At 65.4% G+C, this 26,445-nt stretch carries 22 protein-coding genes and 1 pseudogene; 4 read left to right on the top strand and 19 right to left on the bottom strand.

Going from position 1 to position 26,445, the window contains the following annotated elements:
- Nucleotides 1–89: 89 nt before the first annotated feature.
- The 12 genes and pseudogenes from KDC96_RS04190 to KDC96_RS04135 form a co-directional block, all read right to left on the bottom strand.
- Nucleotides 90–1,988, bottom strand: coding sequence for an XrtA/PEP-CTERM system amidotransferase (locus tag KDC96_RS04190; protein WP_212450953.1), 1,899 nt, complete (start codon nt 1,986–1,988; stop codon nt 90–92).
- A 13-nt stretch (nt 1,989–2,001) separates the two neighbouring features.
- Nucleotides 2,002–3,018, bottom strand: a complete 1,017-nt coding sequence (gene xrtA / locus KDC96_RS04185; protein ID WP_212450951.1) for an exosortase A — start codon at nt 3,016–3,018, stop codon at nt 2,002–2,004.
- Complete coding sequence (locus tag KDC96_RS04180; protein ID WP_371815528.1) at nt 3,008–4,258, bottom strand: TIGR03087 family PEP-CTERM/XrtA system glycosyltransferase; 1,251 nt, start codon at nt 4,256–4,258, stop codon at nt 3,008–3,010. The genes xrtA and KDC96_RS04180 overlap by 11 nt, the downstream gene beginning before the upstream one ends.
- A complete protein-coding gene (locus KDC96_RS04175; RefSeq protein ID WP_212450949.1) occupies nt 4,234–5,298 on the bottom strand; it encodes a FemAB family XrtA/PEP-CTERM system-associated protein in 1,065 nt (354 codons plus the stop codon). The genes KDC96_RS04180 and KDC96_RS04175 overlap by 25 nt, the downstream gene beginning before the upstream one ends.
- Nucleotides 5,295–6,203 carry an XrtA system polysaccharide deacetylase gene (locus tag KDC96_RS04170; protein WP_212450947.1) on the bottom strand — a complete coding sequence of 303 codons (909 nt, stop codon included), beginning with the start codon at nt 6,201–6,203 and terminating at the stop codon, nt 5,295–5,297. The genes KDC96_RS04175 and KDC96_RS04170 overlap by 4 nt, the downstream gene beginning before the upstream one ends.
- A 2-nt stretch (nt 6,204–6,205) precedes the next feature.
- Nucleotides 6,206–7,360: an XrtA/PEP-CTERM system-associated ATPase gene (locus KDC96_RS04165; RefSeq protein WP_212450946.1), complete on the bottom strand. Its 1,155-nt coding sequence runs from the start codon at nt 7,358–7,360 to the stop codon at nt 6,206–6,208.
- Nucleotides 7,361–7,380: 20 nt separating this feature from the next.
- A complete protein-coding gene (locus KDC96_RS04160; protein WP_212450943.1) occupies nt 7,381–9,003 on the bottom strand; it encodes a preprotein translocase subunit YajC in 1,623 nt (540 codons plus the stop codon).
- Nucleotides 9,000–10,007, bottom strand: a complete 1,008-nt coding sequence (locus tag KDC96_RS04155; protein WP_212450941.1) for an AAA family ATPase — start codon at nt 10,005–10,007, stop codon at nt 9,000–9,002. Before KDC96_RS04155 ends, KDC96_RS04160 begins: the two co-directional genes overlap by 4 nt.
- Nucleotides 10,008–10,017: 10 nt before the next feature.
- Entirely contained in the window at nt 10,018–11,544 is a 1,527-nt protein-coding gene (locus KDC96_RS04150) for an XrtA system polysaccharide chain length determinant (protein ID WP_212450939.1), read from the bottom strand.
- A gap of 16 nt (nt 11,545–11,560) precedes the next feature.
- A complete protein-coding gene (locus KDC96_RS04145; RefSeq protein ID WP_371815546.1) occupies nt 11,561–12,199 on the bottom strand; it encodes an XrtA/PEP-CTERM system exopolysaccharide export protein in 639 nt (212 codons plus the stop codon).
- 193 nt (nt 12,200–12,392) lie between these two features.
- Nucleotides 12,393–13,624: pseudogene (locus KDC96_RS04140) on the bottom strand (pyridoxal-dependent decarboxylase, exosortase A system-associated).
- A complete protein-coding gene (locus tag KDC96_RS04135) occupies nt 13,621–15,156 on the bottom strand; it encodes an acyl-CoA ligase (AMP-forming), exosortase A system-associated (RefSeq protein WP_212450937.1) in 1,536 nt (511 codons plus the stop codon). The pseudogene KDC96_RS04140 and the gene KDC96_RS04135 overlap by 4 nt, the downstream one beginning before the upstream one ends.
- 60 nt (nt 15,157–15,216) lie before the next feature.
- Between KDC96_RS04135 and KDC96_RS04130 the strand changes: the two genes are divergently transcribed.
- The 4 genes from KDC96_RS04130 to KDC96_RS04115 all read left to right on the top strand — a co-directional run bounded on the left by KDC96_RS04130 (nt 15,217) and on the right by KDC96_RS04115 (nt 18,095).
- Nucleotides 15,217–16,206: a GNAT family N-acetyltransferase gene (locus KDC96_RS04130; RefSeq protein ID WP_249171915.1), complete on the top strand. Its 990-nt coding sequence runs from the start codon at nt 15,217–15,219 to the stop codon at nt 16,204–16,206.
- Nucleotides 16,207–16,326: 120 nt separating this feature from the next.
- Complete coding sequence (locus KDC96_RS04125) at nt 16,327–16,593, top strand: acyl carrier protein (protein WP_249171991.1); 267 nt, start codon at nt 16,327–16,329, stop codon at nt 16,591–16,593.
- A gap of 24 nt (nt 16,594–16,617) precedes the next feature.
- Nucleotides 16,618–17,304: a hypothetical protein gene (locus tag KDC96_RS04120; protein ID WP_212450933.1), complete on the top strand. Its 687-nt coding sequence runs from the start codon at nt 16,618–16,620 to the stop codon at nt 17,302–17,304.
- Complete coding sequence (locus KDC96_RS04115; protein WP_212450930.1) at nt 17,301–18,095, top strand: hydrolase 1, exosortase A system-associated; 795 nt, start codon at nt 17,301–17,303, stop codon at nt 18,093–18,095. Before KDC96_RS04120 ends, KDC96_RS04115 begins: the two co-directional genes overlap by 4 nt.
- Here KDC96_RS04115 and KDC96_RS04110 read toward each other — a convergent pair.
- From KDC96_RS04110 to KDC96_RS04080, 7 genes are all read right to left on the bottom strand, one after another.
- The gene (locus KDC96_RS04110) at nt 18,092–19,288 is read right to left on the bottom strand and encodes a class I SAM-dependent RNA methyltransferase (RefSeq protein WP_212450928.1); all 1,197 of its coding nucleotides are present in this window, start codon (nt 19,286–19,288) and stop codon (nt 18,092–18,094) included. The two genes, KDC96_RS04115 and KDC96_RS04110, sit on opposite strands and share 4 nt — an antisense overlap.
- Entirely contained in the window at nt 19,285–20,676 is a 1,392-nt protein-coding gene (locus tag KDC96_RS04105) for an NAD(P)H-hydrate dehydratase (protein WP_212450925.1), read from the bottom strand. Before KDC96_RS04105 ends, KDC96_RS04110 begins: the two co-directional genes overlap by 4 nt.
- 322 nt (nt 20,677–20,998) lie before the next feature.
- Nucleotides 20,999–22,714, bottom strand: a complete 1,716-nt coding sequence (gene ilvD / locus KDC96_RS04100; RefSeq protein WP_212450923.1) for a dihydroxy-acid dehydratase — start codon at nt 22,712–22,714, stop codon at nt 20,999–21,001.
- 42 nt (nt 22,715–22,756) lie between these two features.
- The gene (locus KDC96_RS04095) at nt 22,757–23,479 is read right to left on the bottom strand and encodes an N-formylglutamate amidohydrolase (RefSeq protein WP_212450921.1); all 723 of its coding nucleotides are present in this window, start codon (nt 23,477–23,479) and stop codon (nt 22,757–22,759) included.
- A gap of 11 nt (nt 23,480–23,490) precedes the next feature.
- Complete coding sequence (locus KDC96_RS04090) at nt 23,491–24,300, bottom strand: 4-(cytidine 5'-diphospho)-2-C-methyl-D-erythritol kinase (protein WP_212450919.1); 810 nt, start codon at nt 24,298–24,300, stop codon at nt 23,491–23,493.
- Entirely contained in the window at nt 24,297–24,665 is a 369-nt protein-coding gene (locus KDC96_RS04085) for a hypothetical protein (RefSeq protein ID WP_212450918.1), read from the bottom strand. The genes KDC96_RS04090 and KDC96_RS04085 overlap by 4 nt, the downstream gene beginning before the upstream one ends.
- A 124-nt stretch (nt 24,666–24,789) precedes the next feature.
- Nucleotides 24,790–26,436: an electron transfer flavoprotein-ubiquinone oxidoreductase gene (locus tag KDC96_RS04080; RefSeq protein ID WP_212450916.1), complete on the bottom strand. Its 1,647-nt coding sequence runs from the start codon at nt 26,434–26,436 to the stop codon at nt 24,790–24,792.
- Nucleotides 26,437–26,445 lie beyond the last annotated feature (9 nt).

The raw sequence follows: 26,445 nt of genomic DNA, 5'->3' as shown, positions 1-26,445 counted from the left end.
ATTGGCAAATGATAATTTGCCGTTAACGCTGCGCCGGAGTCTCATTTCGGGCCAATCGTGTTGAATTGGCAGCACTTGTCGCGACTCGGTCAGCCCGTCACTCCAAGGCGGCTCAACGACTTTTCCAGCATGATCAGTTGCCACAGGACACGCGAATTGTCCGACCGACCGGAAACATGCGCGTCGGCCAGGCGTGAAATACTGCGCGGATCAAAGTATTCGGTTTCACCAAGGACGGTACTGCCTGAGATCGCCTGCGCGCTGTCCGCCAGAGGACCGCGCAACCACTCGGCGATCGGCGTCACGAACCCCTGTTTCGGGCGATAGAGAATGTCGTGCGGCAAGTAGCGCTGCATGCTCGACTTGAGCAGATACTTGCCCGTATTGCCACGCACCCGCATCCTGTCCGGTAGCCGAGCAGCGAATTCGACCAGACGATGATCGAGTAGCGGTTCGCGTGCCTCGAGGCTCACCGCCATGCTGGTGCGGTCGACCTTGGTGAGGATATCGCCCGGCATCCAGAAGGTCAGATCGGCATATTGCGCCCGGTCGAGGCCCGAGCGCGCGGGCGCGCTGCGCAGCACCGCCACGAGTTCGTCCTCTGCGCGAAATCCGCCGAGCAAACGCATGAATTTCGGTGAATACAGTGAGTGTCGGACGTCTTGAGCTGCGACCGAGAGCCCGCTCGCGTAGCCCTCATCTCCGCTCGCCGCGAGAGCGAGAAGCGTGCTCTTTGCCCGCAACGGGCGCGGTGCCCAGTCCGCCTTGGGCCAGAACCTTCCGAGGATTCCGAACAGCGGCTTTCTCAGGCCCGCGGGCAGCACCGCCCGCACGCGCTCTTCGTGGTGATGAAACACCTGCCTGCGGTATCCGGCAAAGGCCTCGTCCGCGCCATCGCCGGACAGGGCGACGGTTACCTTTTCGCGCGCCAGCTGGCACACTCGCCAGGTCGGCAACGCCGATGCATCGGCAAATGGCTCGTCGAACATGCCGGCGAGCTGGTCGATCGCGTCAAAATCGTCCCGGCCGACGATCCGCGCCTCGTGCTCGGTGGCGAATTGCCGCGCGACCTGCTCGGCATAACCGGTTTCGTCTGCATCGCTGACATCGAACCCGATCGAACAGGTCCGCACGGGCTCGGCGCTCGCTTCGCTCATCAGCGCCACCACGCTGGAGGAATCGACCCCGCCCGACAGGAACGCGCCCAGCGGCACGTCGGCGACCATGCGCGACTGCACCGCTTCGCGCAGCAGGTGCACCAGCTGCGCCGAGAGATCGGCCTCGCTCCCGCGCTCACGCTGCGAGAAGTCGATATCCCACCACCGCGTCGGCGGCCCCGGTGCCCGGCCCTGCTCGAGCAGCAGGAAATGCCCTGCGGGAAGCTTTTCGACCCCCGCCAGGATCGAGTGCGTATCGGGGACGTAACCCCAGGCGAAGTAGGCGTCGATCGCCTCCGGATTGACCCGGCGACGCAGCTGCGGGTGCGCCAGCAGCCCCTTGAGCTCGGATGCGAAGGCCAGGCTACCGTCGGCGAGTCGCGTCATGAACAGCGGCTTCACCCCGAACCGGTCGCGCGCCAGCAACAATTGCCGCGTATCGCGATCGTACAGCGCAAAGGCGAACATCCCGTGCAGCTTTTCGAGACAGTCGACGCCCCAGCGCTGCCACGCGGCAAGGATAACCTCGGTATCGCCGCTGGTGCGAAACCGCGCGCCGCCAAGCTCCAGCTCGCGGCGCAGTTCGCGGAAGTTGTAAATCTCGCCGTTGAACACGATCACCGCGCGACCATCGGCTGAGTGCATCGGCTGGGGAGACCCTTCGAGGTCGATTACCGACAGCCGCCGGTGCCCCAGCCCGACGCCAAGATCGGTCCAGACGCCGTGACCGTCGGGTCCGCGATGGACCATCGCGTCGCACATCCGCTCGACCCGCACCGGGTCGACGGGCTTTGGCGCTTCGGCATGAAATATTCCGGCGATCCCGCACATGTCGCAGGCGCGGCTAGCCGATTGCGGCGGGAGCGACAATCGCGGCGGCGACCCCGACCGCGACGGTCAACCCGACAATCAGCGCGAGTGCCGCGTGAATGCTCGCCCCACCTGTGGCGTCCGAGGCGAGCGGCATTGCCTCTAGCTCGGCCAGCGACCAGCCATAATCATCGGGCTCGCGCTCGAAGAAGCGCCAGGCTCCCGCAAGCACCAGCCCGACTACGATCGCGAAGAATATCCATCCATAGACGATGTGATCGAAACCGGCCGCGAATTCGACTCCCTGGCTCTGCGCAATGTAGATCGTGCCCCAGGCGCGCACCCCGTTGGCCAGCACCGGCACGATCACCGCGGCGAGCATGAACAGCGCGCGCCGGGACCAGCTGTCGAAGCGCGTGAAGCACACCAGCACGCCCAGCGTCACCATCGCAATCAGGAACTTCACGCCGGAACACGCTTCCGCAACGATGAACAGACCCACCGGCGTATCGATATAGATCCCGTCGATCACCGCAGGCACGCCGCTCGCATGGGTCAACGCGATCGCGATTTCGGCTGTTATCGTCTGCAACGGAGCGATGATCTCGTCACCGAACGGAACAAGGAACGCGGCAAAGCCAATGGGCAAGGCCAGCAACAGCGAAATGCGTTTGCCGAGCAGCGCGACGACCGCGCCCTGGATTGCGCCCACCGCACCGGCGTGCGCGAGCAGATTGAGCCCGCTCGCCCTTCCGATCCACCACAACCCCAAGGCTGCTGCCACCAGTCCCAGGCCCGGCAGCCATGGGCGCGGACGCGTTTGCGCAAGGTCATCGCCCTTCATCGCCACCAGCCACACCAGGATCGGCAGGACCAGCAGGATGTGGTTGTAGGTGTCGACGTTCCACCACTGGTGCAGCATTTCGCCCCATTCGCGAGCCGCCAGCAGACCGAGCGCCAGCACCGCGAGCGCCAGCCCCAAGAGCGGGGTTCGCCAGGTATCCGGCAGGCTGCGCTGGCCGGGTGCCGGGAGCGTCGCGTCAGGCGGCATCGCGCGCCTCCGCCGTCTCGCCAGCGAGCAGGTGTTCGAGCGGCGCGAGCATCGCGTGCCAGGCATGATGATCGAGCACGAACTGGCGCGCCGCCGCGCCGATCGCGTCGGCGCTGCCGCCGCTCTCCCACATCGCCTCGAACCGTCCGGCCATCGCCAGCGCGTCGGGCTCGCACACCAGCCAGTGCGTTGCGTCATCGGCTGCGATCCCGGTCGCCGCCTGCGGCGTCAGGAGCACCGGCCGCGCCATCGCCATCGCTTCCAGCACCTTGTTCTGCACCCCGCGCGCAATCAGCAGCGGCGCAAGCACGCAGTCGGCGGCAGCGATGAAGGGGCGGACATCGGGCACCTCGCCCCAGATGGTCACGCCCGGATCGTTTCGACGGGCTTTGAGAGCGTCGGTCGGGTTGCGCCCGACCACGTGAAACTGTGCCTGAGGGTAGCGCCGACGCAGGACCGGCAGCAATTGCCCGATCGCCCATAGCGCCGCCTGTTCGTTGGGGCGATAATCCATCTGGCCGGTAAAGACGAAGTGCGGGCCTTCGCTGGCCGATATCTCTCCGGCAGGTGGAACCGCATCAGGGGCGAAGAAACCCGCATCGATCCCGTTGCCGATCACCTGAATGTTGGCGCGGGCGGGCGTCTTGAGCCGGGTGCGGAACAGGTCGGCTTCGGCGGCACTGATCAGGATGGTGGCGTCGGAACGCCCGGCGAGCCGTTCTTCCTCGCGCGCCAGCAGGCGGCCTTCGCGGCGATTGAGCCAGACCCGCTCGCCTCCATCGGCGTAACTTTCGAACTTGGCGCTGTCGACATCGCACAGGTCGATCACGACCCGACCGGGATAATCCTCGGGCACGTACTGACCCATCTGTCCGGAAAAGACGACGATCGTGTCGATCGGCTGCAACGCGAGCGTTTCGCGCACCCACCGATCGAGCCGGGCGCTGTGGAACGCGGTCAGGCTCACAGGCTTGTGCGCCAGCACCGCCTCGACCCCGGCCAGCACCAGCGGCTTCGAACGGTCGACGATGCAATGGCTCGCGGCGATCTGAGCAAGCTCGCCCTCGACCGCGCGATCCTCGTCGCTTTCGGCGAAACATCCGACATGCACCGGAGCGAACTGCGCCAGATGCCTGAGGAGATGGTGCGCGCGGATCTTGTCTCCCCGATTGGGAGGAAACGGAACGCGATGCGCGAGGAACAGGATGCCGCGCATCACGCGAGCCCGCGCGAAATCCACGGACCGATCGCATTGGCGACCGGCAGCGGAAGCTGCTTCCAGAGCCCGATCTTGCGCTGATAGGATGCGCCGGTGGGGTCGACGTCGCGAGGCCGGGCGCCCGGCGCGGTCCAGTCGCCGTAGACGAGCGGACTCGGCGCGAACCCCCAGTTTTTCTTGAAGCGATACGGCCCGCTGCCGGTCTTGGAGCGTCCGAAATCGAACCGGTCCATCCCCTTCCCTCGCCGGGCATGGAGCATGAGTTCGTAATACATCAGCTCGTTGGCCCGCGCGCCTCGCGCTTCGAGAGTGCCGCCGCCCCAGAACGGCATGACCGCACCAGCATGATAGAACGACAAAACGCTCGCAATCGGCGATCCGTCCCTGAACACCGTCAATATGTCGCTGCTCTCGGGAAACGCCTCGAGCATCGCCGCGAACAACCGTTTCGGAAAAACCGGCGTGCCGAGGTTGCGAACGCTTTGGCTGTAAACCGCGTAATGGGCGTCCAAGTCCCGGCGGCCGCGCCCGATGCGGATGGGATGTTCGAACGCCAGGCCCTTGCGCACTTCGGCGCGGGCCTTGCGCGGGATCGCGAGCAATTCGGCCTCGTCGTCTGCGGCCAGCGGACGCTCGAAACCGCAGTGCTTGTCGTCCCTGCGTTGCCACCCATCGGGGATCGGCCCGCCGCGCAGCTCGATCGCCGGGATGCCGCGATCCAGCGCATGCCGGGTCGCAGCCTGCGTCAGGGCCGTCACCGCCCCATCGTTTTCAGCACAGATACCGCCGCCGACGCCGAACCCGCTTGAAACCAGCGCCTTGCCGAACAGGAGCGACCGCACTTCGGTCAACGGCAGCCACCCGGTGATGACACCGAGCTGTTCGGCAATCAGGCCCGCCGCGCGCTGACCGGTGCCCGCCTCGACCGCGCGCAACCATGCCGGGCGATGAAACAGGCTCGCACCCTGTTCGGCCACGAAACCTTCGATGCGCTGCACCTGCGCCGCATCGCGCAGGTCGGCGAGAGATACTTGCTGGAGGGTTTTTACCGGGGCGTTCATGCCGCTATTCCGGGATCGTCGACCGCTATCGACTGCTCATCGGCCCGCGCCGCCTCACGGTGCGCGACAAGATCCATCCGGCCCCAGCGAAATTGGTGCACAAGATCGCGCAACTTGCCCGCCATCTGTTCGAGCCCGGTGTAGTGCCGCAGGCGCGATCGGATCGGGGCGCCGGGCACGCGCGGCTGATCGGGGTCGATTTCCCACGGGTGGAAATAGAACACCGCCGGGCGTTCATCGCGGCGGTTCACCTGCCGGATCGCCCAGCGCGAAAAGGCATAGGGCAGGACCCGAAAGAACCCGCCTCCGCCGGCGGCGACGCGACGGCCGCCGAGCATCGCGGTCGTCACCGGCAGCTCGACGATATCGGCCCACGGAATCGGTCGGAAGGCAAAGCGCGGCGCTTCGGGCCAGCCATAATGGTCGTGCGCGATCGGCGCGACACTGGAGGAGTAGGCGTAGCCCTGTTCGGCGAGTTCCATGAACGCCCACGGAGTGCGATGATCGATCGAGAAGCTCGGCGCACGGTAGCCGCTGACGACCTGCCCCGACGTGTCTTCGATGATCGCGCGCGCCTTGCGGATGTCTTCGGCGAACTCGGAGCGATCGAAGGTGAAGACCCGCGCGTGGTCATACCCGTGGCTGGCCACTTCGTGTCCCGCTTCGGCGATCCGCCGGATCATCTGCGGGTGTCGCTGGGCCACCCAGCCCAGCGTGAAGAACGTCGCATGCACGTCGGCTTCGGCGAACAGGTCCAGGATGCGCAGGACATTGTCCTCGACCCGCGTCTTGAGCGAATCCCAGTCGTCGCGCTCGATCACCTTCTCGAACGCGCCAACCTGGAACCAGTCTTCGACATCGACCGAGAGACCGTTGACGATACCGGGCTGTTCAGCCGCGGGCATGGTCAGGCAGCCTCGCGCGAAGGATCGTCCTCGAGCCATTCGATCAGCATCGTCAGCACATGGCGGAAGCTCTGCTCCTGCTCTTCGAGACGTTGCTCGATCCGCACCAGCGCCTCGCTGAGTTCAGGCGACGTCGCGCCCTCACCGCTATCGCTGGCGACCGAAGCTCCGGCGGCCTGAAGCTCGCTGATCGCCGCTTCGAGCTGCGCCGTGCGAGCGTCGCGTTCGGCCAGCAGTTCGGCGACTTCGCTTGCGGGGACGCTATCGAGCGCCGCCACATTTGCCGGCACCGCTGCCTGCGGCTCGATCCCGAGCGGGCTCTGCGTTTCGCGCGCGCCGCGCATCTGGTCCGCAGCCATCTCCTCGATCACCGCATCGAGCATATCGACCGAAAGCGTCTCCTGCTCCTCGATCGCGCCGAGCAGCAGCAGACGATTCATCACCTGGTTTACCCGGCGCGGGATGCCGTCGGTCTGAGAGTACAGCGCCGGCAACAGGCCCTCGGCCAGGTCCGGCCGACCGTCCCACCCGACATGCGCGAGCCGGTGGCGGATATAATCCTCGACCTCGTCGGCATCGAGCGCTTCGAGATGATGCGAGGCGATGATCCGCTGGCGCAGCTGGTCGAGATCGGGATGGTGCGCCAGCGTCCGTCGGAATTCGGGCTGACCCAGCAGCAGGCTCTGCAGCAGCGGGTGCGAACCGAGCTGGAAGTTGGAAAGCATGCGCAGTTCTTCGAGCGCGGTGAAATCGAGGTTCTGGCATTCGTCGACCACCAGCAGGCACCGCCGACCGGCGCGCGCCTCTTCCTGCAGGAACCGCTCGATCGTGCCCAGCGCCCCGGCCTTGTCGCGCCCTTCGACCGACAGGCCGAATGCCTGCGCGACCACGTGGATCAGTTCCTCGCCATCGAGCGCAGTGGTCACGACCTGCGCGACGGTAAGCTGATCGGGATCGATCCGTTCCATCAGGTGCGCGACCAGCGTCGATTTGCCCGCACCGACTTCACCGGTGATGACGATGAAGCCTTCGCCCTGGTGAAGACCATAGCCGAGATACGACATCGCCTTCTTGTGGCTGGCGCTCTCGAAGTAGAACTGCGGGTCCGGCGTAAGCTGGAAAGGACGTCCGCTGAAGCCGTAGAATTGATCGTACATGATGGGTCGGGCTCCGTGGGTCAGAAATCGTAACGCAGGCCAAGCAGCGCGGTGGCGAATGCGAAGTCTTCGGCGGTGAATTCGCTGTCGAAGTAGTCCACCGCGAGCGCGGCGCGCGCCGAAAGCCGATCGGTGATCGAGCGGTTGTAGGCCGCCGAACCGCCGATTGCGGTCACATCGCCGTTGTCTCCGCCGCTCTTGAACCAGTTGACATAGGCGTTGGTCGCAAAGCTCGCGCTGCGGCCGATCGGGCGCGACAGCGTGCCGGTGAGGTAATAGCTCTCATCGGTGATACCGTCGGCCGCAGCGAGCACGGTCCCGGCGGCGGCGATGAACTCGCGCTCGTCGTAGCCCGCGCCGATCGCGGCCGTCGCCCGACCGATGCGGTGCTGGTAGCTGGCGCGCACGCCGCGGCCGCGGAATGCCGCCGAGCGCACCGAACCGAGGGTGCCGACCAGGCCCGATCCGTCTTCGCCGGTCACGAGTCCGCTGAAATCCCCGGTGACCGGATTGCGCAGCGCCTCGAAGTCGCTCGACAATCCGGCCAGCGAATTGTTGAGCACCCCGCCAAAGCCGGTGAGGCCATCGTAGACGGAGATGTTGAGCGCGCTGCGCGAGCTGGGTGCGTAGGCGAAACTGCCGTAATAGGTCGTGGAATCGTAGCGCCGGCCGACTGTCGCGGCGAGCGAGGTGCGCGAGCTCGGGTTCCAGATCACGCCGACATCCCAGATCAGGCCATCGACATCGAACGCGATGCGGCGCGGAGCGGACGAGTCGGTTACGAACCGCCCATCGTCGCCGATCACCGGCGTGCCGTCGGGATTGCGCAAGGCATCGCGGCTCGAAATCTCGACATCTTCGTAGCCGATCCCGCCGACCACCGCGAAATTGTCGCTCACCGGCACAGTCACATCGCCGCGCACGTAGAGATCGCGGATGCGCTGATCGAGGTTGGAAACGTCTTCCTGGAAAGCCCCGGCTGTAACGCCGATACCCACCGGCAATGCATCGCCCGCACGGGTGCCCGCGCGTACCTGGCCGGTGTAGGTAACGCTGTCGTCGAACACGTCGACCGGGTCGCCGTTGCTGTCGACGATGACGTCATCGGTCTCGAACCGGTTGTAGCCGACCCGGGCAATCCCGGTAACGTCGACCGCGCCGACCCGGGTCGCGAGGCTTGGCCCGGCATAGACGCTGTAAATCTGGCTTTCGGCATCCTCGGCCACCAGAGGATTGGTCGAAACTCCGCCCCCGCCATCGACGCGGGTGCGTGCTGCCAGCGCGCCGGCCTCGAAATTGAGCGAGCGCGGAATCACCGCGACATAGCCGCGCGCGACACCGCTGATGGTGTCGCTGTCGACATCGTCGCCATAACCGATGTTGCGTTCGTAGCGCAGCGAGACAGAAGCCCCGCTGTTGCGCCCCTGCGCATTGAGATCGACCCCGGCGGCGACCTGTGTGTAAGTCACCACATCGTCGCCCGGCGAAAGCTCGGCGCTAAGGATCTGGCTGACCTCGATATAGGGCTGTACCGAAACCGCGCGACGATCGTCGCGCGTGCCATCCTGTGCGTTGGCCGGAGCTACGGCGATTACCGTGGCGAACCCGACCATCAGGGCAGCCTTGAGGATACGCATGATCATTCCTTCCTCTCCCCGTAGTCGCCGAACCGGCGACCGGACGGGCTGAACCGCGCGGCGTTGAGCAGCAGCTTGATATCGGGACAGGCCGAAAGCAGCTGTTGCGCGTCCTCGAGCGCTGCGCGGCTCGTTTCATCGGCGCGAACCACCAGCACCGCCTGCCCCACATGGGCGGCCAGCTCGGCAGCCGGAGAGGCTGCGAGTGCGGGTGGTGTGTCGAAAATGACGAAGCGGTTGGGCGCGCCGCGGGTCAGGCGGTCGAGCACCTTGCCGGTGCGTGCGCTGGCGAGATATTCGGCGTCGCGCGCGCTGCCCGATCCGGCGGGCAGCACGAACAGTCCCTCGATATCGGTGCGGATTGCGAGCCGTTCCGGGTGCAGGGAATCGTCGACAAGCGTATCCATCAGACCCTTGCCCGTCTCGATCCCGAGGCGGCGCGTGACCGAAGGGTTCATCACGTCGGCATCGACCAGCACCACTTCGATGTCGCGTTCGGCCGCCAGCGCGATCGCGAGGTTGATGGCGCAATAAGTCTTGCCCTCGCCCGGATGCGGCGAACACACGAGAATGCGGCGCGCATCGTCGGAACCGGAGGACGCGCGCGCATCGGCGAGCAGTTCGCGCTTCACGATCCGGAATTCCTCGAGCAGGCCCGTCACCGGGTCTTCCGGTACGATCAGCCCCTCTTCGCGCAGAATGGCACGATCGATCTGCTGACGCGGACCGCTCAGCACGACCTTGGGTTCGGTCGCAGGCCGGTCCGGCGTCTGCTCGGGTGCAGGCTCGGGGTCGGCGGGCTCGAAAGCCTGCGGAATGCGCGGGGCTGGCGGAGCGGTTTCGACCGCCTCGGGTTGTGGTTGCGGTGCGGGAGCAGCCGCTTTGGCACGGCGCAGGTCCGCCGGAACGGATGCCGGGCCGAGTTTTTCCAGCCCGAACATCTGGTCGGCGCGCTCGAACAGCGAAGAGCGCTTGGCAAGGTTGCGCTTGATATCGGTTTGTTCGGTCATGTCCGGTTCCTCACGCTACCGCTCCGACCGAGACGATCTCGATCGCCACCAGGATCGCGAAGACCGCGACCAGTCCTCCGCAGGCTCCGGCGAATTGCCTGAACCGGCGGCGTTCGAGCGCTCTTGCAGCGTCGGAAATGGTCAGCGAAATCGAGCCGATCACCGGCAGGTGAAACGCGCGTTCGAGCCGCTGGGAAGTGGCGTAGGTCGAGCGGACCTGCCCCATCGCGTAGGCAGCCCCGGCCCCCGCCGCGATTCCGACCAGCAGCACGCCGAACAGCAGCAGCGGACGGTTGGGCGCGGCCGGTTTCTGCGGCACGACCGGCGGATCGATCAGGTCGAACTTGAACTGGCTGGTCTGGTCCTCGACATTGCCGCGGGTGCGGATCGCCTCGCGATCCTGCAGCAGTTTTTCGTAATTCTGGCGCAGCACGTCGTAGTCGCGACTGATGCGGTTCGCCTCGGCGGCGACCTCGGGTTCGGAAGCCTGGCTCGCCATCAGCGAGGCAGCCTGCGATTGCAGCGCAGCGCGGCGAGCCTGCAGCGCCTCGACCCCGGCCTGGCGGTCGGCGCGGATCGCGAGCAGCGACGAATAGGCCGGATTGGGCGTGCCGTTGGCATCGTCGGGACCGGCGGCCGCCACCTGCTGGGTGAGGATTTGGACCTGCTTGAGCGTCGAAATGACATCGGGGTGGTTGTCCTTGAGCCCGCGCGCGCGCAGCTCGGCCAGCTGCGATTGCGATTGCATCAGCGCCGCGCGCGGCCCGACGGCATTCTGACCGCCTCCGCTGATCGTCCGCGGCGTGCTGGAAAGCTGGCTGTTGATCGCCGCCAGCGCACTCTGTGCAGCGGCCAGATCGGCGTCGATATCGCGCAGCTCGGTGCGCGCTTGCTGGATCTTGGTCGACAGCGTCTGCGATCCGCCGATAAGCTCGGGATATTGCCCTTCGAACGCCAGGCGGCGTTCTTCGGCGGCTTCGAGCTCACGCTTGCGTTCCTCGAGCTGTTCGTCGAGCTCCGAAATCGCGCGGGTCACGCCCACCTTGGTCCCGGCGATGTGTTCCTCGCGGAAGATGTCGAGCAGCTTCTGCACCACGTTGCGCGCCAGCACGGCATTCTCGGCGTCGCTCAGGTCGCCCTTGCCCAACTCAGCGGTGATTTCGAAGAGGTTGTCCTCTTCGCTCTTCACCGTCACCTTCTTGCTCAGCGCGGCAATCGCGCCGTTCATTTCGCCGCTCGTGGTGATATCCTCGCCCAGCTTGGTCGATTTGATCACGCGTTCGAGATTGACGTTGCTCGCGAGCGTCTGCCGCACCCGCTGGATTTCTTCCTTGCCGTCACCGGCTATTCCCAGCTGCTCGGACAGGACATCGTCCACGTCGACATAGATGCGCGCCTTGGATTCGTAGGCGTTGGGGATCATCGCGATCACCAGCCAACCAAGCAGGCATACGCCCCACGCGACGGCAATCGCCAGCCAGCGCCGGTGCCACACCGAATGGAGCGCAATGCGCAGTTCGTCGAAGATTTCGCTCATCGCCCCCGGAGCCCCCCTAGAACCGGCTCTCAGGGATCGAGATCGTATCGCCTGGCTTCAGCGCGACATTGGCGCTGGGATCGCCCTTGTTCAGGAGGTCCTTCAGCCGCAGGCGATACACCTTGTTCTTGCCCGCCGCGCCGTCGTAGCGGGTCAGGGTGGCACGGTTGCCCGCGGCAAATTCGCCCAGCCCGCCGACTGCGATCATCGCATCGAGCACGGTCATGTTCGCGCGGTAGGCCAGCGCAGCCGGTTCGGCCCCGGCACCGGTGATCCGGATCTGCTGCGGCAGCGCGCCGTTGAACTGGTTGACGATCACCGAAACGATCGGCTGCTCGATATACTCGCTCAGCTGGTCGCGGATGTCGTTCTGCAGCTGCGTCGGAGTCTTGCCGACCGCGACCATGTCGCGCACCAGCGGGATCGTGATCCGGCCATCGGGACGGACCTGGATCTTCTCCGCACTCAGTTCGGGATTGCGCCAGACGTGAATCGTAACCTCGTCAAGCGGGCCGAGAATGTAATCTTCGGTCGGAGCTTCGCTGCTGGCAGAGTTGAAGGTGGCGGGCGGCAGCTGCGTGCTCGGACCGGCGCTGCAGGCGGCAAGCGCGACAGTGCCGAGGGCTATGCCCCACAGCGGGTAAGAGACAGCGATTTGAACATCGATACGTATCCTTGGCCTGGTCTGGCGAACCGCGATGCAACGCGCAGGAGCGACCTGCGACACCGGGTCCGCGAATGACCCGGACTTCCTCGCTTAAAATGGTGAACATATTGTTAGGAATAGAGGGCAAATTGGACCGCCATCCCGTATCGGGACAGCGTTTCCTAACCGGGTTAACGAGACCCTAAACGAGGATTTCGGCAGCCGGGCCGTGCCCCAGGAACGCGGCGGGGCTGGCCGTTGCACCATAGGCCCCGGCGCAGAACACCGCGACAAGGTCGCCGACATCGGCATGCGGCATCGCCGCCTGGTCGGCGAGCCGATCGAGCGGGGTGCACAGGCAGCCGACGATATTCACCACCTCGTCCGGCTCGGCATCGAACCGTGTCGCGATCGCCACCGGATAATTGCGGCGTACCACCGTCCCGAAATTGCCCGACGCGGCGAGCTGGTGGTGGAGACCGCCATCGGTGACGAGATAGGTCGTGTCGTGGCTCACCTTGCGGTCGATTACCCGGCACAGATACACCCCCGCCTCGCCGACGAGATAGCGGCCCAGTTCCAGGCACAGGTCGGTGTCCGCCAGAGTTGACGGCAGATCTGCGAGGCGTGCATGCAACGCCTGCCCTACCGCCGCGAGATCGAGCGGCTCATCTCCCGGAAAATAGGGGATTCCGAACCCCCACCCATGTTGAGTTTGGGCAAGCCCGTGCCGATGGCATCGGCCAGATGGACGGCCAAATTCAGGACGTTGCTCTGCGCTTCTATTATCGCATCCGAACTCAGGGCCTGGCTGCCGGTGAAAATGTGCAAGCCGCGCCATTCGGCTCCCTCATCAATGACCTTGCGGGCCAAGTCCGGCACCCGGTCGGCATCGACCCCGAACGGTTTCGCGCCTCCGCCCATCTTCATGCCGGAACCCTTGAGCTCGAAACTGGGATTGACCCGGATCGCAATCCGCGGCTGTCGGCCGATGCGCTGGCCGATGGTGAGCGAGCGCTCCGCTTCACCCGGGGATTCGCAATTGAGCGTTACACCAGCGGCGATCGCTGCCTCCAGCTCGTCGTCGCGCTTGCCCGGCCCGGCAAAGCTGACCTGCGCGGGGTCGATCTCGGCGGCCTGCGTGATCGCAAGTTCGCCGGAGGACGCGATATCGAACCCGTCGACCAGCCCGGCCATGTGGCGCACCACGTCCGGATGCGGATTGGCCTTGATCGCGTAATTGATCCCGACCCGGCCGGGCAGTGCCGCGCGCAGCTGCGCAATGCGGCTGTCGAGCAAGGTGCGCGAATAGACGAACAACGGGGTCCGACCGGCTTCGTCGGCCAGTTCGCTCGCGCGCCGCCCGCCGATCACGAGTTCGCCCCCTTGCGCCTCGAAACCGGCGGGGATCGGACCGACTGGCTTGGTCTTCATTCGGTCAGCTCCCTCAGCAGCGCGGTGCGATCGATCTTGCCGTTGGGGTTCAGCGGCATCGCGTCGCGCCAGTGAATCGCCTGCGGCTGCATGAAATTGGGCAACTCGGCCTTGAGCAGCGGCGCCAGCTTCGCGCGTTCGCCCGCGTCGTCGGTGCCGCGAACCACGAGGTGCACCGCCTGCCCCAGACGCGCGTCCGGCACACCCAGCGCGACCGCCTCGTCAACCAGTTCGCTCGCAAGTGCCGCCTCTTCGACCTCCTGCGGACTGATCCGGTTGCCAGCGCTCTTGATCATCGCGTCGAGCCTCCCGACGAAGTACAGCAGCCCGTCTGCGCTGCGCTTCACCCGATCCCCCGACCACACCGCCAACCCGCCATATGCGGATGCCGGGGGTGCGCGCCTGAACCGCTCCGCTGTCCGCTGAGGATCCTGCCAATAACCTTGCGCCACCAGCGGGCCGCAGTGAACCAGCTCGCCTTCCTCGTCCGGACCGGCCACTTCCCCGTTCTCATCCACAACCAGAATTTCTGCGAACGGTATCGCCTTACCCATTGATGTAGGATGACTATCTACGAGCGCCGGATCGAGAAAAGTCGACCGGAACGCCTCGGTCAACCCGTACATCGGAAAGAGATCGGCTTGCGGGAAGATGCGCCTGAGATCCCCGACCAGATCGACGGTCAACGCTCCGCCGCTGTTGGTCAGCCGTCGAAGCGGCGAACTGGCGTCCCTCGACCATTCGAGCTCGGTCAATTGCACCCACAGCGGCGGCACCGCTGCAAGCGTGGTGATCGGGTGCTTCGCGCAGGCTTTGGCAACATCCTTCGGGAAGAGGAAATCAAGCGGGACGACGCTGCCGCCCGCATACCAGGTGGAAAGCAGCTGGTTCTGCCCGTAATCGAATGACAGCGGCAGCACCGCCAACGTCACGTCTTCGTCGGCCATGCCCAGGTAGTGCGCGACGCTGACCGCCCCCAGCCACAGATTGGCGTGGCTCAGCATCACCCCCTTGGGTCGCCCGGTCGAACCACTGGTGTAGAGGATCGCGGCGAGATCGTCGGGATCGGCGTTCGAACTGCTGTGGGCCAACCCGGCCTCTGACGCCATGCCCAATGCCATGGTTTCTTCGAGCGTGGCGCAACCTGCCGACATGTCGGCGGATTCGAGCGATGCGAGGCGCGCGGCCGTCCCGATCAGCATGCTCGCGCCGCTGTCGGACAGTATATGCGCCACCTGCGCGCGCTTGAGCAGCGGATTGATGGGCACATGAACCAGTCCCGCTCTCGCCGCGGCCAGCGGCATCAGGCAGGTCAATTCCCCCTTGGCCGCCCAGGTTGCGACCCGCGCGCCCTTTTCCGGCACCTCGCGCGTCAGCCAACCGGCGAGCCGGTCCACACGCAGTCTTAACTCATCGTGGTTAAGCACGGTGTCGCGAAGCACCAGCGCCGGTGCCTCGCCGCGACCTTGGGCAACGGCCCGTTCGACAATGTGATCGAGCGGTCGGGGCGTGGGATCTGGACCGGTTTGCATTGACTTCCTGAGGGACACTCCAAGGTGATCGAAGCGCGGTATCACGATAGCGTTAACGTCTTGCAAGGGCTGTTTGCTTCCGAGGGCGCGGTTCGCGCATCCTCGCCGTTCGATCGCGCCGAATGGTATGCCCTGCTCGCAGAGACCGGACTGACCCCACTGATTGCCATTGCCAGCGACGAGAATGCGTCGGTCGCGCTGGCCCTGACCGAGAACCGCGGGCGGATTACGCCGCTACGCAACTGGTACAGCTTTACATGGCGGCAACTCGCGCCGGAAGGCACGCACGCCGACCGCTTGCTGGTGGAAATCGCACGCCAGCTCAAATCGCGCGGTCATCGCGTCACGCTCGAACCGGTTCCGGGAGAAGACGGCTCGGTTAGCCGCCTGGCCGATGCGTTTCGCAACGCCGGCTGGCGCGTCGCACTCGAAGCGTGCGACCGCAATCACGTGCTGGAGGTCAGGGGGCGAAACTTCGGCGAGTATTGGGCCGCCCGGCCGGGACAGCTTCGCACCACGTTGAAGCGCAAAGCGAAAAAGGTCGAAGTCCGGCTGCTCGAACGCTTCGATCCCGCCGCGTGGGACGATTACGAGCGCATCTATGCCCACAGCTGGAAACCCGAGGAGGACTTCCCGGCCATGCTTCGCGAGTTTGCCCGCAGCGAAGCCGAAGCCGGGCGCCTGCGTTTTGGGCTGGCGCTGCACGAAGGCACACCGATTGCCGCGCAGTTCTGGACGGTCGAAAACGGAACCGCCTACATCCACAAGCTCGCGCATCTCGAAAGCCATCGCCACCTTTCGGCCGGCACGACCCTGTCGGCCGCGTTGTTCGAACAGGTGATCGACCGCGACCGGGTTGCGTGGATCGATTTCGGCACCGGCGACCAGCCCTACAAGGCCGACTGGATGGAACAGGTGCGGCTGCGATATCGCATCGACTGCCTTGATATGAGCCAAGTGCGGGCCTGGCCCGATTTCGCACGGGTGGCGTGGCACCGCATCCGCTCCGGTGCATTGCCCGACCTTGCGCCGGAACCCGGCGCTGGCTAATGCCGCGCTCCACGAAGGGGCCCTGTCGCCGGTCGGATGCGATGTGGCCCGAGAAGGGGAAACTGCCTGATGAGCACCACTCCAGTCAGCGGCGAAACCTCGGGCAATGCCGGTCTGGGGATGAGCCGGGCACGAATCGATCGCGAGCTCAAGGCGATCATTTCCGACGTTCTTGGCATCGATGCCGATCAGACAGACAAGTTCATGCCGGACACGGGACTGTTCGGGCATCTGCCCGAACTCGATTCGATGGCAGTCGCCGGGCTCCTGACCGAGATGGAAGACCGGCTCGACATCGTGATCGAAGACGACGACGTCGATGGCGAAATGCTGGAAACCTACGGCGGATTGCTGGCTTTCGCCGAAGCCAAGATCATCGAAGGCTGATCCGGGTTTCTTGGATTCACTCTGATGCAGATCGGAACCTGGCGTGCACCGCAATCCGCAGGCGGATCGAGCGAAGAACAACTGGTGTCGTTCGCTGCCGCCCGCCCGGCGCGGGTGCTGGTGCTTCCCGCGTGGTTCGATGAGGCGAACAAGCTGCGGCGCTTCACCATCGAGGTGATGCGACGGCTCGACGGGGCCGGGATCGACAGCTTCCTGCCCGATCTGCCCGGCTGCAACGAAAGTCTCTCCCCGCTCGACCGGCAGACCCTCGCCGACTGGCGGACGGCAGCGGGCGAAGCGTCCCGTCAGTTCGATGCCACGCATGTGCTGGCGATCCGGGCCGGAGCCCTGATCGCTCCGCCCGAATTGCCCGGCTGGCGGTACGCGCCGCTCTCGGGTGCGAAGCAGCTGCGCGCCATGATCCGTGCCCGGACCATTGCCGCGCGCGAAGCCGGGCAGGAGGAGAGATCCGAAACGCTGATGGATGCCGGGCGCAGCGAAGGCCTTGCGCTGGCCGGGTGGCAAATCGGGGCGACGATGTTCCGCGAGCTCGAAAGCGCCGAGCCGGAAGCGTCCGAAATCCAGGCCGAGATCGCGCAGGCGACGCTGGGCGGACCCGGCCTGTGGCTGCGCGCCGAACCCGACGATGATGCCGCGCAGGCCGATGCGCTGGCAGCGATCATCGCGCTGGCACTGGGCGACAGAAGGTGAGCCGGCTTCCCCTGACATTCGGCTGCGGCAGCCTGATGCTCGCCGGAACGCTCGACACGGCGCCGGGCACTACCGGCCTGCTGATCGTCAGCGGCGGCAACGAAATTCGCACGGGCGCGTTCTCCAGCCAGTCGCGCTTGGCGGCGACGATCGCGCGCGCGGGTTTTCCCGTGTTCCGGTTCGATCGGCGCGGTATTGGCGACAGCGAAGGCGAGAATCGCGGATTCCGTCGCAGCGAAGGCGATATCCGGGCGGCGCTGGAGGCCTTTCGTGCGATGGCGCCGCAGGTCGAACGGGTGATCGCCTTCGGCAATTGCGATGCCGCCTCGGCGCTGATGCTGGCGCAGGGCGCGGATTGCGATGGTCTGGTGCTTTCCAACCCGTGGACGATCGAAGAGGCTTCGGACGGCGACGCCGAGAGCGACACCACCCCTCCCCCGGCGGCCATCCGCGCCCGCTACGCCGAAAAGTTCAAAAATCCGCGCGAGATCGGACGGCTGCTGAGCGGCGGCGTGGATCTGCGCAAGCTGGTTCGCGGACTGTTCAAGTCGGTTGGCCCGGCACCCGAACCATCGAGTCTGGCCGAAGAAATGCGCGCCGGGCTCGACCGGTTCGACGGGCAGGTCAGGATCCTGCTCGCAACCGCCGATCGCACCGCGCAGGTGTTCGAACAGGATTGGGGTGCTCAGGATCCACGCATCGCCCGGTGCGAGGGCGCCGGGCATGCCTATGTCGAGCCCGACCATCGTGCATGGCTGGAAGCGCGGGTACTCGAGGCGTTGCGCGCCTAGCGCGTGAACACGCTGGTCAGCTCGACATGGGTCGACCAGCGGAATTGCCCGATCGGGCGCAGCTGTTCGAGCCTGAACCCAGCCTCGACAAGCCTCGCAGCATCGCGTGCCCAGCTGGAAGGGTTGCAGCTGACATAAACCACGCAGGCGACGTTGCTCGCGGCGATCTCGGCGATCTGGGACTTTGCCCCGGCGCGCGGGGGATCGAGCAGCACCGCCTCGAACCGGCTCAGCTCGTCCGCCTGCACCGGGTTGCGGAACAGGTCGCGGTGGATCGGGAAAACGGTTGCGCCCGCGCGCGGGGCTGCCGCCTTGCAAGCCAGGTGAGCCGCCTGATCGGCCTCGGCTGCGAGCACCTTGCGTCCCTTCCGCAAGGCAAATGCGAACGTGCCGAGACCCGAGAACAGATCGGCGAGCATGCCCTTGCCGTGCGTCCATGCCACGGCGTCGGCGATCATCCGATCTTCGGCGTCCCGGGTCGCCTGCAGGAACCCTCCCGGAGGAATGGCCACCGGCACGCCCGAAAGCGTGACCGTTGCCGGTTCGGGTTCCCATTGCACTTCCGCGCCGTAGCCCTGGTCCACCGTGAGCCGCGCAAGACCGTGTTCGCGCGCAAATTCCGTCGCGGCTTCGATCGCCGCGAGATCGTCGAGCGGGAACCTGGCCAGCCCCGCGTCGATCCCCTGATCGGCTACGGTCAGTTGAACATCCACCGCCCCTTTGGGACCGTGCGCCGCCACGAAAGCGCGCAAGGGAGCGATCAGCGCCGCGAGTTCGGGCGCGATCACCGGACACTGCCCGAGATCGACGATCCTGTGCGAACCGGCTTCGCGGAACCCGATCACCGCGCCATCGTGCGTTCGCAGCGCGTGCAGCGTCGCCCGGCGGCGGGCGTGAGCCGGTGAGAGGTGGGTCGGCAACACCTCGCCGATGGCGAGGCCCTGCCCGCTCGCAGCGTGGACGACCCGATCGCGCACGAAGCTGCTCAGGGCGTGCTCGTCGGCATGCTGCAGCTGGCATCCCCCGCAGCTGCCGAAGTGGCGGCACGGTGGTTCCACATGGTGCGGGCCGCGCTCGACGATCGTGCCGTCCGCTACCGTGTCGCCGGGAAGTGCGCCGGACGCGTGTTGACCGCCCGCGGAGACACCATCGCCTTTCGCGGCAATGCGAACGATGCGATCAGGATCGCTCATAGACAGGCCGCATAGGCTGCCGGGATGGCGCGGGCGAGCGCTTCGGGAGTGAAGACGACACCGCACCGCCGCGCCGCCGCTCCGTGCAGCCACACCGCTTCGCAGGCCGCCTTGAACGGGGGGCTGCCGCTCGCCATCCGGCCGACGGCGATCCCGGCAAGGACATCGCCCGATCCGGCGACCGAGAGCCAGCTCGGAGCCGGCGGTGCGAGCGCCAGGCGACCATCGGGCGCAGCGATCACGGTGTCGGGTCCCTTGGCGCAAATTACCATCCCGGTCCGCTTGGCCAAGGCGAGTGCACGCTCCCGCCGCCCCTCGGCGATCACGGCGAAACTGCGACACAGCGATTCGAGCTCGCCATCGTGCGGGGTGGCGAGGATCGGAATGTCGCGGGTGAGAATATTGGGGGCGAGCAGCACGAGGGCATCGGCGTCGAGCACCAGTGCGCGGGCAAGCCGCGTGGCCGAACCCAGCGCATCCTTCGCCGCCCCTCCCCGACCGAGGCCGGGACCGACGAGGACCGCCGCGATCCGGTCATCGCCCAGCGCTTCGGCTAGCGGTGTATGCTCGACCACCAGCCCGGCACCGACAGCAGGGTGCGAGTCCTTGGAAAACAGCTTGACGTAACCCGCTCCGCTGCGTTGTGCCGCCATGCTGGCCAGCACCGCCGCACCCGGCATCGCCCCGCCGACGATGGCGGCAAGACCGCGTGTGTACTTGTGGCTATCGACGGCGGGCGGCGTGAGGTTTGGACGCGTCACGATTCGCGCCGCTCCTTCAACCCCATCGATCCCGATCCCTACGAGACGCAATGTTCCCATGCGGCCACGCCCCGGGAGCGCGTAATGCGCAAACTTCCACGCGCCCAGGGCCAGGGTAAGATCGTATCGCGGCAGGCGCTCGTTGAGCAGTGCCCCGCTGTCGCTTTCTATACCTGAGGGGAGATCGACCGCGACCTTCAGGGCATGGCGATCGGCAAGGTCGAGCAGCAAGACCGCGTGTTCGGGCGAGAGCGCACGCGTCAGCCCCGATCCGAACAGGCAATCGACCAGCACCTGTCCGCCTGCGCCATCGCCCGAGGTAAGGACGTCGTGCCCCCATTTCTCCCGAGCAGCCGTGGCGGCATCGGTCGCGGGCGGCATCGGAGCGATCACCCGCACCGCGTTGCCGAATTCGCGCAGGCGGCGGGCGATGACATAGCCGTCGCCGCCGTTGTTGCCGGGGCCGCACAGCACCGTGACCGAGCGTCCCGCGGCGACCCGCCTGATCCATTCCGCCGCGCCGCCTGCGGCGGTTTCCATCAGCTCTTCAACGGTGGTGCCCGCATCGAAGACCGCCTGCTCGGCGGCCTGCATCTGTGCGACGGTGAGGACCTGGTTACTACCCATGACTCAGAGCCGAGGGTCGCGAGAATTAGGTATCCGATAACGGTCCTCGCCAATCGAAATTTCAACGTAAGCATGAGAATTATCTGCAATGATCTCGACTGGATCCGCGCCGTCGACCGAACTCGGCCCGCCCTTATCCATTCGGAGCCGCCGGAAGCCGCCATTCGGAGAATGGATCAGGAATTCGCCGACGCCTGTCCGCTCCAGTGTGCACACTCGCGAGAATTCTGCCCCTGGCCCGATTGCGCAGTCGATCATGTCGCCATCGGGCGCGGGACTTTCAGTCGTGCATCCTGCCACCAGCAACAGTCCGAACGCCGCGCTAGATATCCGCAAAGACATGGGTTTCGCTCTTCGCGCCCGGATGGGTCAGCGCGCCCTTGCTCGCCGGGCCGACATTCTGGGCATAGCGCCACAAGGCGCCTGACTGGTAGTCGTTGGTGCGTGGCTGCCAGGCGCGGCGGCGCTCGGCCAGCACGTCGTCTGCAACTTCAAGCTCGATCGTGCCGGTTTCCGCATCGATCGAGATGGTGTCGCCATCCTCGACCAACGCGATCGGGCCGCCATCTGCGGCTTCGGGGCCGACGTGGCCGATGCAGAACCCGCGCGTAGCGCCAGAGAACCGCCCGTCGGTTATCAGCGCGACCTTCTCGCCCATGCCCTGCCCGTACAGCGCCGCGGTGGTAGAGAGCATTTCGCGCATGCCGGGACCACCCTTGGGTCCTTCGTATCGAATGATGATGACGCTACCCTCCGCGATATCGCGGTTCTCGACCGCTTCGAATGCGTCTTCCTCGCAATCGAACACCCGCGCAGTACCGGTGAATTGCAGCCGCGCCATGCCGGCGACCTTCACAATCGCACCATCCGGCGCGAGCGATCCCTTGAGGCCGACGACCCCGCCGGTGGGCGTGATCGGGCTTTTCACGTCGTAGAAGACCTTCTGATCGGGATTCCAGGTGATTTCTTCGAGGTTTTCGCCGATTGTCTTGCCGGTGACGGTAATCGGGTTCGGATCGAGGAATCCGCCGTCGAGCAGCGTCTTCATCCCCATGTAGACCCCGCCCGCCTCGTGCATGTCCTTGGCAACATACTTCCCGCCCGGCTTGAGGTCGGCGATGTACGGTGTCGATTTGAAGATCTCTGCGACGTCGAACAGGTCGAACTCGATCCCGCATTCGCTCGCCATGGCGGGCAGGTGGAGCGCGGCATTGGTCGAACCGCCGGTCGCGGCGACAACCCGGGCGGCGTTTTCGAACGCAGCCCTTGTGCAGATATCGCGCGGGCGCAGATTGACTTCGAGCAACCTCATCACCTGCGCTCCCGCCGCGCGCGCAATCTCCTCACGCGATTTGTACGGTGCGGGCGACATGTTGCTGTTCGGCAGCGACAATCCGATCGCTTCGCCGACACAGGCCATGGTGTTGGCGGTGAATTGACCGCCGCACGCTCCGTGGCCGGGGCAAGCGACCTTTTCGAGCGCGATCAGCTCCTGCAGCGGGCAATTCCCCGCCGCGTGCTGGCCGACAGCCTCGAACACATCGACGACGGTCACGTCCTTGCCGTGAAAGGTGCCCGGCAGGATCGAGCCGCCATAAACAAAGATCGACGGCACATTGAGCCGCAGCATCGCCATCATCATGCCCGGCAGGCTCTTGTCGCATCCGGCAAATCCGACCAGCGCATCGTAGCAGTGCCCGCGCACCGACAATTCCACGCTGTCGGCGATCACTTCGCGGCTGACCAGCGAGCTCTTCATGCCCTGGTGGCCCATCGCGATCCCGTCGGTCACGGTGATGGTGTTGAAGCGCCGCGGCGTCCCTCCCCCGGCGACAACGCCTTCGCGGCAGATATTCGCCTGGGCATCGAGGGTGGTGTTGCACGGCGCGGAATCGTTGCCCGCGCTGGCGACCGCAACGAAGGGACGCGCGATCTCTTCCTCGGTCATCCCCATCGCATAGTAATAGGAACGGTGCGGTGCGCGCTCCGGCCCGACCGAAACGTGGCGGCTGGGCAGCTTGGACTTGTCGAACGACATATTGTTTCCCGTCGCAGAGTGATTGCGACACGCGCAGTGCCTTCAGTCGAGCGCCAGCGCAACCCTTCCGCACACGTCTGCGACCATTGCCGCCCACCGCGATTGCGCAGCCCGGTTGGCGATGAGGTCCTGACGAATCTCGATCGCGCAATAATAGCGTCCATGCGCCTCGGCATGACGGTTCATCGTCGCGTTGAGATCCTTGCCCGAATAGGGTTCGTTGTCGCCGACCGACAGGCCGAGCTCGCTGAACAGCCGGATCGCGTGGCGCGCGGCGCGATCATCCTCGTTGTAAAGCAGCGCGACCTCCCACGGGCGATCTTCCTCGCTGGTGGCCAGCTTCGGCGTGAAGCTGTGGAGCGAAATGATCAGTTCGGGCTGCGCCTCATCGAGCCATCGCCCGAGCGCCTCGTGATAGGGGCGGTAGTATGTGTCGAGCCGTGCCTGCGTGTTGGCGCCAATATTGCCCGGGATCAGGTGTCCGTCCGAGTTCGTCGGGACAACATTCGGGTGATCTTCCTCGCGGTGCAGATCGACCACCAGGCGGCTCACCGTCGCGAGATGGGCAGGGATCCCGTATCGCCGCGCCATGCGCCCCGCGACCCCGGCAACCCCGATATCGTAGGCAACATGCTGGTCCAGCAGTTCGCGTGCAATGCCGAGCGGAATGTCCTCCGGAACGAAGTTCGAAGCGTGATCGGCAACGCATACCATGCCGCCGCGCTTGAGTTCGCCGATCTGGCGAAAGGGTAGTCCGTCGATCATTGCCCCGTTCCTTAGCGCAAACGCCCGCCGAGTTGCCACATATCTTGATGTTGCCCGGATATTTTTCGCGATGCGCCATCGCGCGCCGCTTCGGTTTCGTACAATGCGAAGCATGTGGCCCCCGAACCCGACATTTCCAACATCCAGGGATCGGTCTGCCCGAGCAATTCGAGCGCCTGAGCGATTTCGGGACAGAGCGAAATCGCCGCTTGGCGCAAATCGTTGCGCCCCCGGAGCGCGATATCGCGCGCGGTGCCTTGCGGAAGCGGGCCGCGATCCTGCCCTTCCCAGGCGTTGAAGACGGCGGCGGTCGAGAGCGTGATGCGGGGATTGATCAGTAGGACTGGCGTTCCAGCAAGATCGTTCTCGACCGGTTCAAGCTCGGTCCCAGTCCCGCGCCCGATGGCCATGTCGCTGCGCACACAGGACGGCACATCGGCACCGAGCTTTGCGGCGCGCTCGGGCCAGTCGTCCGGCAGGCCATGCAGGTGTTCGATGATCCGGAACACCGCGCCTGCATCGGCAGAACCGCCACCAAGCCCCGCAGCAACGGGGAGGTTCTTTTCGAGCGTGATGTCGAGGCCCTGCGGTCGCGGAAGCGCTCCCAGCGCCTTGCCGACCAGATTGTCGAGCGGGTTGTCAATTCCGCCCGCAAACTCACCGACCGTGGTCAGGCGATCCTCTTCGGCAACCCGCGCGCTCAAAGTGTCGCCCGCGTCGACGAAGGCGAACAGCGTCTCAAGCTCATGATACCCGTCATCGCGCCGCGCACGGACGTGCAGTGCGAGATTGATCTTGGCGTAGGCGGTTTCGCGCATCATCTTTTCTGGTCGATCCGCTGGCCGATTTGCATTTCGCCGACATCCCAATCGTACACCGCCCCGGTTGAGGCTTCGACCGCATACCAGCCCATCAGGACGCTCCCGCAGCCTTTCGGATCGTGACAGTACCCGTTAACGCGCAGAACGTAGAAGCCATCCGGCTCCTCGCTCTTCCAGCCGTCACAGCCAGTCATCTGGTCAGCAGGATAGTCTCTTTCGGCCACCAGCGTCGCTATAGTACGCTCGCATGCCTCGTCAGCGGATGCGACGGATGGCGCCTCCTCTGCTGGTGCGCAACCGGCAAGCAAAACCGCCGCGATGAAGGCGAGGCCAATCTCGGCGTAGGCGGTTTCGGTGAGAGTCAACCTGACAAGACCTCGTCATTGCGAGCGAAGCGAAGCAAACCATCAACCGACGCTGCAACATGTCGCAAGGTTAGAAGATGGATTGCCGTGTCGCCTTCGGCTCCTCGCAATGACGACATTTGCATTACATATTCGGATAATTCGGCCCGCCGCCACCTTCGGGCGTTACCCAGTTGATGTTCTGGTTCGGGTCCTTGATGTCGCAGGTCTTGCAGTGCACGCAGTTCTGCGAATTGATCACGAACTTCGGCTCCGCGCCCTCTTCTGTTACCCACTCGTAGACCCCGGCCGGGCAATAGCGCGTCGACGGCCCGCCGAAGACTTCGAGCTCGCTGTTCTTCTGCAGATCGATGTCCTGCACCTGCAGGTGGACCGGCTGATCCTCGGCATGGTTGGTGTAGCTGTAGGCGACGTTGGTGAGCCGGTCGAAGCTGATCTCGCCATCGGGCTTGGGATAATCGATCCTGGGATAGAGATCGGCGCGGCCGGTCATGGTGTAATCACGATGATGGCCCATCGTGATCGGCAGGCCGATCTTGAGCGTGCGCATCCACATGTCGACCCCGGCGAGAGCCGTGCCGATATCGCCGCCATACTTGGCGACCGCCGGCTGCGCATTCTGGACCTTCTTCAATTCGGTCGCGATCCAGCTCGACCGCACCGCATCGTCATAATCGCCCAGCTCGGTCTGTTCCTGCCCCGCTGCAATGGCTGCCGCGACGCTTTCGGCCGCCAGCATGCCGCTCTTCATCGCGGTGTGGCTGCCCTTGATCCGCGGCACGTTGACGAAGCCTGCAGCACAACCGATCAGCGCGCCGCCCGGGAAGGCCAGCTTGGGCACGCTTTGCCAGCCGCCTTCGTTGATCGCGCGCGCGCCATAGGCAACGCGTTTTCCGCCTTCGAGATACTCACGGATCGCAGGGTGCTGCTTCCAGCGCTGGAATTCCTGATAGGGCGAGACATACGGGTTCTTGTAATCGAGCGCGGTGACGAAGCCGAGCGCCACCTGGCCATTTGCCTGATGGTAGAGGAAGCCCCCGCCCCAGCTGTCGCTTTCGCTGAGCGGCCAGCCCTGCGTGTGGATCACGCGTCCGGGAACGTGCTTCTTGGGATCGATATCCCACAATTCCTTGACGCCGAGGCCATAGACCTGCGGCTGGCAATTCGCTTCGAGATCGAAGTGCGCCTTCATCTGCTTGGTCAGCGAGCCGCGCGCGCCTTCGGCAAACAGGGTGTACTTGGCGCGGATCTCCATGCCCGGCTGGTAATCCGGCTTGTGCGAGCCATCGGCGGCCACGCCCATGTCCTGCGTGATTACGCCGCCGACCCTGCCGTCGTCGTCGATGATCACTTCTGAGGCGGGGAAGCCCGGAAACACCATCACCTCCAGCGCTTCGGCCTGTTCACCAAGCCAGCGGGTCATGTTGCCGAGCGAACCGGTGTAGCACCCGTGGTTGCTCATCAGCGGCGGCATGATGAGGTGGGGTATCGGGGTCTTGCCCTTCTTCGACAGCACCCAGTGCCAGTTGTCGCTCACCGGAGTTTCCGCCATCGGGCAATCCATGTCGCGCCAGTCGGGGAAGAGTTCGTCGAGCGCCTTGGGATCGACCACCGCGCCGGACAGGATGTGAGCGCCGATTTCGGAGCCTTTTTCGAGGACCACGACCTCAAGCTCGTCGTTGATCTGCTTCAGCTTGATCGCTGCAGACAGCCCGGCCGGGCCTCCGCCGACGATCACCACATCGCATTCCATTGATTCACGTTCGCTCATGCGCTTTTC

The organism is Erythrobacter sp. JK5 (assembly GCF_018205975.1).
Classification (GTDB): domain Bacteria; phylum Pseudomonadota; class Alphaproteobacteria; order Sphingomonadales; family Sphingomonadaceae; genus Erythrobacter.
The sequence above is the reverse complement of the archived record's forward strand: the minus strand, read 5'-3'. Positions and strand labels throughout refer to the sequence as shown.